Annotated in this window: 8 protein-coding genes and 1 pseudogene; 2 read left to right on the forward strand and 7 right to left on the reverse strand. The window is 41.7% G+C overall.

The window, feature by feature from the left end:
• The 3 genes and pseudogenes from AC5JMF_RS02305 to AC5JMF_RS02315 all read right to left on the reverse strand — a co-directional run.
• A pseudogene (locus AC5JMF_RS02305) lies at positions 1-394 on the reverse strand (hypothetical protein); the annotation flags it as partial.
• 315 nt (positions 395-709) lie between these two features.
• Complete coding sequence (locus AC5JMF_RS02310; protein ID WP_495794109.1) at positions 710-4,144, reverse strand: response regulator; 3,435 nt, start codon at positions 4,142-4,144, stop codon at positions 710-712.
• Positions 4,145-4,281: 137 nt separating this feature from the next.
• Positions 4,282-4,521, reverse strand: a complete 240-nt coding sequence (locus tag AC5JMF_RS02315; protein WP_495794110.1) for a hypothetical protein — start codon at positions 4,519-4,521, stop codon at positions 4,282-4,284.
• A 242-nt stretch (positions 4,522-4,763) separates the two neighbouring features.
• On the opposite strand from AC5JMF_RS02315, the gene AC5JMF_RS02320 reads away from it, so the two are divergent.
• Positions 4,764-5,375, forward strand: a complete 612-nt coding sequence (locus AC5JMF_RS02320) for a GNAT family N-acetyltransferase (protein WP_495794111.1) — start codon at positions 4,764-4,766, stop codon at positions 5,373-5,375.
• A gap of 769 nt (positions 5,376-6,144) precedes the next feature.
• Complete coding sequence (locus AC5JMF_RS02325) at positions 6,145-6,699, forward strand: hypothetical protein (protein WP_495794112.1); 555 nt, start codon at positions 6,145-6,147, stop codon at positions 6,697-6,699.
• Here AC5JMF_RS02325 and AC5JMF_RS02330 read toward each other — a convergent pair.
• The 4 genes from AC5JMF_RS02330 to AC5JMF_RS02345 all read right to left on the reverse strand — a co-directional run.
• A complete protein-coding gene (locus AC5JMF_RS02330; RefSeq protein ID WP_495794113.1) occupies positions 6,696-7,844 on the reverse strand; it encodes a histidinol-phosphate transaminase in 1,149 nt (382 codons plus the stop codon). The two genes, AC5JMF_RS02325 and AC5JMF_RS02330, sit on opposite strands and share 4 nt — an antisense overlap.
• A gap of 389 nt (positions 7,845-8,233) precedes the next feature.
• Positions 8,234-8,875 carry a YqiA/YcfP family alpha/beta fold hydrolase gene (locus AC5JMF_RS02335; protein WP_495794114.1) on the reverse strand — a complete coding sequence of 214 codons (642 nt, stop codon included), beginning with the start codon at positions 8,873-8,875 and terminating at the stop codon, positions 8,234-8,236.
• Between the two features lie 45 nt (positions 8,876-8,920).
• The gene (gor, locus tag AC5JMF_RS02340) at positions 8,921-10,297 is read right to left on the reverse strand and encodes a glutathione-disulfide reductase (RefSeq protein ID WP_495794115.1); all 1,377 of its coding nucleotides are present in this window, start codon (positions 10,295-10,297) and stop codon (positions 8,921-8,923) included.
• Positions 10,298-10,500: 203 nt separating this feature from the next.
• A partial coding sequence (locus AC5JMF_RS02345) for a hypothetical protein (protein WP_495794116.1) occupies positions 10,501-10,867 on the reverse strand: 367 nt, incomplete at its 5' end.

Below are 10,867 nucleotides of genomic sequence, written 5' to 3' on the forward strand. Positions count from 1 at the left end.
TGAGTTCGCGTTGACGTTGTTCAGTGAGTTCGCGTTGACGCTGTTCGGCGATCGCCTGTTGTCTTTTGGTAAAATCTATAGCACTTCTATCTTCAGGCTCAAAGGTAGCTTTTGCTGTTACTTGTGGCTTTTGAGTTGTAGATAGCGGTTTAGAAGGAACTGGTTTTGCTCTTGGCTGAGTTTGAGCAGGAATTTCTACAATTTCTATTGGAATCGTGGCTTCATCATTTTGCTGCTGTCTCAGGCTAAACCCAGATGAGCGCATTAGCCAGAACACCAGCAAATGCAGAGAAATCGAACCCATGATTACAGCAACCCACAAACCTGGTGGATCAGTGTGTCGCCTCCAGATTTTAGCTGGAATTGGAGTTTTGTCTGCGATCGGTGGTGTCATATTAATTCGTAATGACGCTCCTTCGGACGCTCGTACCTCGCTAACGCTGCGCTAACGCTACCAATGACGCTAACGTAATTGTTAATTCGTAATTAAGACACACTCAAAAAGTTGTGAACTAAGAACTTTCCAATACATTACCTCATTATACTTATGGCAAAAATCTTAAATCTGGTCTCTTTCTCTGTGACTCTGTATGAGGCAAAAAATATATATTTATTCTATGGGTTTGTTCTTAAAATAATACATCTTAAGGAAAATTAAGTGTCTAAAATCAAACACTTTAACTAATTTATTGACACTAATCAACCCAGTTTAAATTTTAGCGATTAATTCTGGCGTCACAGCAAAAGTCAAAACTGTTTCATCTACTCCTTTAAGTTCTAACGGACTACCTTTGATAATTTCATCTTCCTGCAAATAATCAGCCACAGCCGCAGAAACCAGAATGGTACCAGGAACAGCCGCAGATTGTAACCTAGCAGCAATATTTACACTTGGGCCAATGGCAGTATAATCAGCACGTTCCGCACTGCCAAACATTCCTACAACAGCTGTACCTTGGTGGATACCACAACGAAATTGTACCCCCGTGAGTCTGTCACTGTCGAAAATACCTTGCTCTCGCCAACGCTGGTTTAACACAGCAAGCGAACGGTGCATTGCTTTAGCTGTATTAATAGCTCGACGCACCTGTTCGTTTGGGGTCAGTTCTTCTGGCGCTCCGTATAAAGCTAAGATAGCATCTCCCATAAATTTATCTACAGTACCGCCATTGTCAAACACAACTTTGGTCATAGCTTCTAAATATTCATTAAGCAACTCTGCGACTCTGCGAGATCTCAGAGTATTGGCTAGCTGGGTAAAACCGACAATGTCACTAAATAAAACTGTAATCAAGCGTGGTTCTGGACGTAAATCTAGCGATAAAGTTCCGGCTGCGGCTTTTTGTACCAATACAGGTGGTAAAAAGCGCTTAAGTACAGATTCTGTTAAATAAGTATTTAACTCTAAAACTCGCCGTTCATTTGCTTTCAAAGCTAGAAGATTCCGAACTTCCGCTAGAAGTTCGCGATCATTGAATGGTTTGGCTAAATAAGCATCCGCGCCATGCTCTGTCCCTTCGATGCGGGTTTCCTCATCAACTTTCGCTGTTAGTAAAATGATTGGTATTCCTTTGAGATTCTCCTCTTTGCGGATCATCTGAATCATTTCTATTCCAGTTACTAAGGGCATCATCAAGTCAGTGACTATCAAGCTAGGTGCAACTTCCTTAGCTATACTATATCCTTCATGACCATTACGAGCCGTTTGTACTTGATACCCATCGCGGCGGAGTATGTCAGATACGTAAGCTCGCAGATCTGGGTTATCGTCTACAACCAAGATAAAGGAGTGAGGTAAAGTTGCTGGAGAGTGAATGTTATCATCTTGTATGTGTTTTTCTTTGGTAGTTTCTTCTTCTACCAACTCTAAATCGGCCAACTCTACACTAGCGCGGCTGGTATTTAGTTCACAAGGAGTCTCTAGCACTTGTTGTATGGGCAAATGAGCAGCATCAGGAAGCAACCATACGGTAAAAGTAGTACCTTGTCCATAAACTGATTCTACAGTGACTCTACCGCCGTGCAGTTCTACCAATTCTTTTACTAAAGCCAAACCCAAGCCACTGCCTTCATAGGAACGGTTTTCTGAACCTTCAGCTTGGCGGAAGCGTTCAAATAAGTGGGGAATTTGTTCTTTAACTATGCCAATACCAGTGTCTTGTACTTGCAGTACGCAATGATTTTCTTGAGATTTTAACTTAACGCTGACTGTACCCCCTTCAGGAGTAAACTTCATGGCATTAGACAGCAGGTTGTAAATTATCTTGTCAAACTTTTCGACATCTAAGTAAACCGTGGGACATTCATCCAACTGAGTGATCAGATGCAGTTCTTTTTTTTCACAATAAGGGCGAAACGACTCAACAATTTGGTTAACAAATTCAACTAAATCACAGGGGCGGAAACTAGGCTGCATCCTCCCAGCATCAAGGCGTTGCAAATCCAACAGTTGATTGACTAATCTCAGAAGACGGCGAGAGTTACGTAAAGCGATCGCACTTTGAGAGTAAGATAATCCTTCACCAGCTGCCACCGCCGACTCTAAAGGCCCTTGAATCAAGGTGATGGGAGTACGGAATTCATGCGAAATATTTTGGAAAAACTCTGTTTTTTGCCTGTCTAATTCCAGTAAGCGTTCTGCTTGTTGGCGAGTTTTTTGGTATAAATGTGATTGCTGTACTGCGATCGCTGCTTGTGCTGCTACTGATTTAGCCAGTTCAATATCAGATGATAACCACTGGCGTACTTTATTACCTTCACGTAGAGTAATACTACCAATACATTTTCCATCAGCCAATAATGGCACAATCATGAGCGATCGTGCTGGCATTTTCGATGGCAAATCAAAACCTTGAATTTCTAAAAAAGAATATTTGCTATCAGTAATTACTACAGGTTCCTGTGTCCGCAAGATTTCTTGCAGAATCAGATTCTCCTTAATTGTGGCTTGAGAATTGGGTAATTGCTGAGTTGAACTTTGATCGCTAGTATTTTCATTTGGAGAATTATCATACAAGCCTACACACTGAACAAACTCATCTTCTTCTGTCCACAAAGACAAAACACATCCATCAACTTGTAAAGCCTGTCCCAATTGTTGGGTAATCGCTGCAAAAATATCTTGAGGATCTAGGCTAGAGCGAATTGCGCTAGTAATCGTATTAATTAAGACTTCTCGCTTAGCAAGGGCACGTACCTGTTCATAAGCATAGGCTTGGGATAAAGCCAAAGCTGCCTGATCCGCTACCATCAACACCAACTGTACCTCCTCATCACCCCAAAAACGAGGCTCTGAGCATTGGTGCAGTGCCAACATTGCCATCAGTTCCTGTTGACAAATCAATGGCACAACTAAACTTGAGCAAATATTAGCAGTTGCAAACGCTATATTACGTTGGTACAGTTCGGGCGTATCACCCTGAATCCGTTCATCACCAGCAACATTATGAATTATTTGTACTTCACGAGTTTCCCACACTGTCTGAGCGAGAAAAGACAGAGAGGAATTTAAATTTACACTCTCCCCTGTTTCCTCTAAAAAAACTTTCTGATAAATGAATCTTTCATCTACCAATTGCTCATCTTGGAAGGGACGTAATAAACAAACATCCACCTCCAGCATATGACCTACTGTATCTACGATCGCTTGCAAAATTTGCCGATAGTCTAAAGCACTGCGAATCGTATTCGTAACAGTGTTTAACAGCGATTCCTGACGCAGTGTGCGAGTTAATTCGCGAGTGCGAGCTTTGAGAACATTATGAGTATCCAGAGCTTGGCGTACTACTGCCTTGAGTTCCTCTGCTTCCCACGGTTTAGTAACATATTTGAATACCTTACCAGCATTGATTGCTTCCACCAAGTCTTCGACATCGGTGTACCCTGTGAGGATAATACGGATAATGTCTGGATATTGAGTTGCTGTTAAACTCAAAAATTCCGTACCGCTCATCATCGGCATCCGCTGATCGGAGATAATTACTGCGACTTCTCCTTCTTGGGCGAGCAGATCGAGTGCCGCAGGCCCGGAGGATGCCCTTAGCACTTTATAATCGCGATAGAAAGTGCGATAAAGCAGGTCAAGGTTGTCTAACTCGTCATCAACAACCAAAATTTTAGGTTTACTGTTTGCTTGGGATTTCATGCGCCGCTTTCCTGCTGCAACGGCAGTTGGATAAAGAATAATCTGATCAGGTAAGAGCAGAGCATTTCGACCATTAAGGCTGTTTGGTTACATGACTGCTGAGTGTAGAAGCGTTTACTCACAGTAGTTCGTCTCACTCAATAATTTATACTGATCGCCATTCGCTCTGATGCAGCGGAATTAATTGCATAGTTTGTTTTATTGTTACAGAGTTGATGCTTGCTTGCCAAATTTTGTCTCACCTCCGGTGAGAAGTATCTGATATTACATAAAGCGCTCAAAGCTGGCTGAAAAATCCAGTTAAAGCTGCATACTAATTTTTCCCCTTGCAGCAGTTGCACTAACACTTGCAGGTAAATTTTATTTATGGTAGTCATGGTAGAGTCAGGGACGTGACAACAATAAGGATTTAAAAGCAAAGTATACTATTAGACAAATACCTGTTTCCAATTTAGCAATCAGAACAATCACTGAGTATTTTTACTGTAGCAGCAGTTGAAAAATTATTATTGCCACATTATCTAATCATTTGGCAAATTTGAAGTTTTCATCCTAGTCGGATGATGTTTTAGGATATTGAAGAAGATTTTCGTTAAATAATATCAATACTAAACTAGCCTTGACATCCTGGTTTTTTCACCCATACTATCAACAAACAGTCACAGGCACTACTAAGCCAGCTTCTAGCCAATTCCAAATTCGTGCGGCTACGCCTGATGATTTAACTGATGTTGCTCAAATCATTGCTGAAAGTTTTCACTCCCAAAAGGGGCTATGGGGATGGGCTTTTCCCATATTACGTTTGGGTATTTACGAAGATTTAAGGCATCGACTGCTATCACCTGCGCCTCATCACGTTTGTTTGGTTGCCGTAGACGCTACTGCGAATAAGGCTCATAACTTAATGGGAACTGTAGAAGCAGGGGTGCGCTTCAGCGATGCATGGACTCAATGTGGTAGGAGTTTTCTTTACCTGTCTAATTTAGCTGTTCAGCCAAAATACCGCAGGCATGGAGTAGCCTCAGGGTTACTGATCAGTTGTGAAAAAGTTTCCCGCGAGTGGGGATTTCAAGACTTATATCTCCATGTTTTAGAAAGTAATTACCAAGCAAGGCAGCTTTATTTTCGCTTGGGATATCGAGTACATAAAATTGAAGCGAGTTGGAATCCATTTCTCGTAGGGCGATCGCGTCAAATATTATTACACAAGCGCTTAAACACTGACAGATAATTAAAATCTGATCTAAGTCTGTCAAAAATTAGCGATCACGTGTGAGTATTTATATTTTCTCGATGTACTTGAGATTATTTGAGTAAGATACCTTTGAAGTGTTTAGTATTTGAGATTTTTACATGATGAAATGACGCATTTTTTGTTGGTTATTTAGTATTGCTGATACCTAACTCTATTACCTAAAAATTTTACAAAAATTTATATAAATATAAATCACTAAATCGTTATATAAAACAGAAATCAAAGATGGAAAATTACCCAAGAGTTTTATGCTGAAACTTTCCGGGTTTTCTCCTCATAATCATAATATTTTGCTGCAAATCTTTGACGGACAGAATGATTTATGTTAATAAAAAAATAATATTTTTTTGAAAACTAATATTTATTATTCAGAGCAAAAAATAGTATTTTAAATTTTTTGAATTTACTAATGCTCAGTATTTTAATATCTAAAAAATGAACTATAATGGAAGCATCCGTAAAGATACGATTATTAAATTGCAAATTCCTCATAATAACTTTGTAATTAAGATATTTATCTTTATAAAAACTTTAACAAAAGAGCCTATTAGCAGAAGACAAATTTAGTTAAATCTCATAAAATATAATTAATCAATTACTGAACAACACCTACTTATTCCTAGCTTTGTGAGACTGACCAAAAAATCTTAATAATAAGAAAAAGCGAAAACTTAATTTTAGGTAACAGTTAGTTCCGTTTTGAAGTGCATACTACTACCACATTTAATTAAAAGTTTAAGAAAACATGGATAGCGAAAAGCATCGGCGCTATCAGATTACTATGGTATCAACTTATTCCCCTGAAGCCAGTTTCCTTGATCATCTTGTCATGTCAGATGGAACTGAGCAATCGCAAGGCTCGGATATTCTTACGCTTTTACACTCTGGAAAAGTTTTCATTGTTAATAGTCGTAGGCGGAATGGATTAATACTTTTTAAACGTTACCACGCAGAGTTTGCTGGGCCTGGGGCTGCCGTAGGAGGAGATTATGATTGGGACTGTCAAAGGGCATTACCCATAGGTAATCTATCTTTATTAACTCCCGAATCTAATGAGGAACGCCAAAAGGCTTATCTAATCAGACGACAATGGATTAGGTTAATCAAGCAGATTACAGAAAACTCAGTACCTCAGCAGCGAGTTCAGAAGATTCTCGACCAATTTGAACAATACTTTCCACCAGAAACAGTGGCTTATTTACCGGATGTTGCCTTTGCGCTTTTGGTGGGTGTACTACCACAAACGGTAGGTGCAGTACGGCGTTTAGGCAGCGATGTGAATGGCAGGTTTAATTACTAATTTGTAGGCTTTGTCAAAATAGCTTGTACTCGGTTGATTGTACGGGAATTTTCTTCAATCGTTCCTACAGTAATTCGCAATCCTTTGCTAATTTGGCGTACAAGAGTACCTTGCTTGCTCAGTTCATGGTAGAGACTGTTTAAACCGATGTCTTGTGAGTCAGAATTATTAGGTTTGAGACGCACAAAGATAAAGTTAGCTGCGCTTTCTGTAATTTGTAATGTTGAGTGTCTAGATAAAGCGGCGATGAGTTTGGCTCGTTCACTTATAGTTTGGGGGACTGATTCTAGCAACAGTGAGCGATTTTGCAAAGCAACTGAGGCGGCTGCTAGAGAAAAACTGGATAGATTATATGGTAAACGAACTTTTTCGAGGATGGCGATCGCATCTCGATGACCGACGCAATAGCCAACGCGAACAGATGCTAAACGAAAAGCTTTAGAAAAAGTGCGTAGTATCAACCAGTTAGGGTGTTGTGCTAGTTCAGCAACTAAGGAAGTTTGGCTAAATTCAAAGTAAGCCTCGTCAATGACTACTAAAACTTGCTCACTTAAGCCTCTTAACCAGGTTAATTCTGTTGCAGTTAGGCTATTAGCTGTTGGGGAGTTAGGATGCACTACAAAAACTACCCGAATGGGAGGATTTTGAGTTTTTTCTATGGCGGACTGTGCAGCTTGTAAGTCAATCTCAAAATCGGCTTCATTTCTAGCTACCACCACAACGGGAATGCCTAGAGTTTGTGCTGTAATCCCGTACATTGAAAAAGTGGGATTGGCAACTAGAATACTGCCTTCGCCTCCTAGACAGGTGGCAATTAATAAAGAACGAATTAATTCATCTGAACCATTACCAACAGAAATGTTAACAGCAGTGAATAAAGGGGGTGAAAGTCCAGCTGATTCATTGACGTATTGGGCGATCGCATTCTTGAGTATCTCATGTCCACCATCAGGATAACGATTTGTTTCAATAACTTGCTGATACGTCCACGCCAGCTTTTGTTTTAACTCAGGCGGCAAATCATAAGGGCTTTCATTCGTATCCAGCCGATCCAACTGCGTTGCAACTGGTTCGGCTGTATCACTACTGGGGTGAGGTTTGTAAGCGTTGAGTTGGACTAAATCTGAGCGGATAAAGGGAAGCATATTAAATAATTCGTAATTCGTAATTCGTAATGACGCGACGCTCCTGTGTCGCTCTAAGCGAAGCTATGCCGCAGGCTTTACGCTGACGCTCGTACCTCGCTAACGCTGACGCTCGAGGACTCGCTACCGCTTCGCTATCGCTTCGCTAACGTAATTCGTAATTAATTTGGTCATTGGTCATTGGTGAGCTAGTGCGGTCTTGGGGAGCCACCCCCGTGGGCGTGGGAGTGGCGTGGTTTTCCCCATCTTCGCAACGCTTGCGTCAAGCCTACGGCATAGCTTCGCTTAGAGCGAGGTAGGAGCGTCACCCGTAGGGTTATTGGTCATTAAAAAGACAAAGGACAATTAACAAATGACATTAATAGTATGAGGTCTTATATTTTACAGCTTTAAGGTAACTGACAGAAAAAACAAATTGCCTGCCAAATTTCTGCCATTACGTTACCTAAAGCGTGATCACTATCGAGTTCCACTAACTCCACCCAAGGACGCGATCGCGCAAAGTCGCGACTTGCTTCAATGGGGATAACTTCATCTTTTTTCCCATGCAAAATCAAGGTAGGAATCGGACGCTGTAACATTTCTTCTCGATACTGGGCAGCGTCTGTAACGAAATCGTAACTTAAGGGTAGCGATCGCCCTTCCCCGTAGTGGTAAACCATGAGATATTTTTCTCGTTGCCAACGCTGCACTTCTTCATCTCCTAGCTTGGGTAGCCAATGAGATAAAAACCCAAAGGCAGGTGCTAGCAAGACTAGACGTTGTAATTGTAAATGTTGCTGTCCCAAGTGAGCAGAAATCAACCCACCTAAACTAGAACCTATGAGTGTAACTGGCACAGAATCATGACTAAATTCTGCGGCTACTTGAGTTAGCTGGCGAGTAATTGTCAGATGAGAAAAATCACCAGCATTCAAGTCGGGAATTTGTAGTTGAGTCTGTATTTGGGTAAAGCGATCGCTTATATCCCTTGCTTTGGCAGATTTGGGGCTGGAGGCAAAGCCGTGAAGGTAGATGTACTGGGTGGGCATGAGGTTTTTGTGATGTTGGTTGTGCAATAACCAATAACCACTGACTTATCGCATGGTGACGAATTCTTCTGCGGCTGTGGGGTGAATACCAACGGTGGCGTCAAAGTCTTTTTTGGTTGCGCCCATTTTGACAGCGATCGCTACACCTTGGATGATCTCAGCTGCATTGTCACCTACCATGTGAGCGCCTAGTACTTTATCAGTGTTGGCATCTACAAGCAACTTCATCATTGTTTTCTCTTGCTTGCCAGTTAAACTGTAGTACATGGGGCGGAAACGACTGTGGTAAATTTTCACTGCGTCACCGAATTTTTCCCTGGCTTCTGCTTCTGTCAAGCCTACTGTAGCGGCTTCAGGGGTAGAAAAGACAGCTGTTGGTACATTCTGGTGACTAAATTCTCGGTGATTATTGCCAAATTCGCTATCAGCGAAGGCGCGGCCTTCACCAATTGCTACAGGAGTTAAATTTAAGCGATCAGTAACATCGCCTATGGCGAAGATATTTGGTTGGCTAGTTTGACTATATTGATTGACAGCGATCGCATTTGTGGCTTTGTATCCTGGCCCTTCCATAGAACTAGCAACGACATCAACCCCTGCGTTTTCTAAACCTAGTCCATCGATGTTGGGAGTTCGACCAGTTGCTACTAAAAACACATCGGCAATTACTGGTTTTTGCTCTGACTCTGATAGGGTGATTTTCACACCTTCCGGCACGCGTTCAACTGTTTTCACTACATTATTGTTAATTAATCGGATGCCGTTGTTTGTCATACCCGTTTCAATTTCTGTACGGATATCTTCATCAAACCCTTTTAAGATTTTTTCACCTCTAGTAATCTGTGTCACCTCAGAACCTAAACCGCGCATGATACAGGCAAATTCTATGCCAATATAACCAGCGCCAATAATAGCGATATGTTTCGGTTGTTTTTGGAGATGAAACATTTCGTTAGAGGTAATGCCATATTCCATGCCTGGCAAATCTGGTTTGACGGGACGCCCACCAACAGCAATTAAAATTTTGTCTGCTGTCACTTTGTGTCCATCAACTTCTATGGTGTGAGGATCTATCAAAGTAGCGCGATTGGGAATTAGTTCAACTCCAGCTTTTTCTAAAAAGCTGATGTGTAATTGTGAAAGTCGTCGCACTTCCTTATCTATAGATGTAATGAAATGTTCCCAGTTCAATTCTAGATTACTGGTTTTCCAGCCATAGCCCTTGGCATCATCAAGCAGTGCAGGAAAATGAGAGCCATAAACCATGAGTTTTTTGGGAACGCAACCGCGAATTACACAAGTACCACCAACCAAATCATATTCTGCGATCGCCACCTTTGCCCCGTAGCTCGCTGCTCGTTTAGAAGCTGCTAAGCCTCCAGAACCAGCACCAATTACAAACAGGTCGTAATCAAAAGTCATAGATTTTATGTCTCTTTTGCAACTAGTTATTTCGGGATTTCTACAGGGGACATCATTATTGAAACATAATTTATATCCAGAAATTCTGCGTCAGTCCCGCTCTTGCTTTAATTTAGCGCTACTAGATGCTTTAGTGTCAGCTGCAAGCTTGAATTTTACTGTTTACAGCAGCGGTTGATGTAGTAATCAGTACAAGCGTTAGCTTAGGGAGCAGGTTGTGGGTCTGGTGTTGGTTGTGGATCTGGTGTTGGTTGTTGTGGGTCTGGTTGTGGGTCTGGTTGTGGATCTGGTGTTGGTTGTGGATCTGGTGTTGGTTGTTGTGGGTCTGGTTGTGGATCTGGTGTTGGTTGTGGATCTGGTGTTGGTTGTTGTGGGTCTGGTTGTGGATCTGGTGTTGGTTGCGGGTCTGGTGTTGGTTGTTGTGGGTCTGGTTGTGGATCTGGTGTTGGTTGTGGGTCTGGTGTTGGTTGTGGATCTGGTGTTGGTTGTTGTGGGTCTGGTTGCGGGTCTGGTGTTGGTTGCGGGTCTGGTGTTGGTTGCGGGTCTGGTGTTGGTTGCGGGTCTGGTGTT

This window comes from Desmonostoc vinosum (assembly GCF_059505385.1).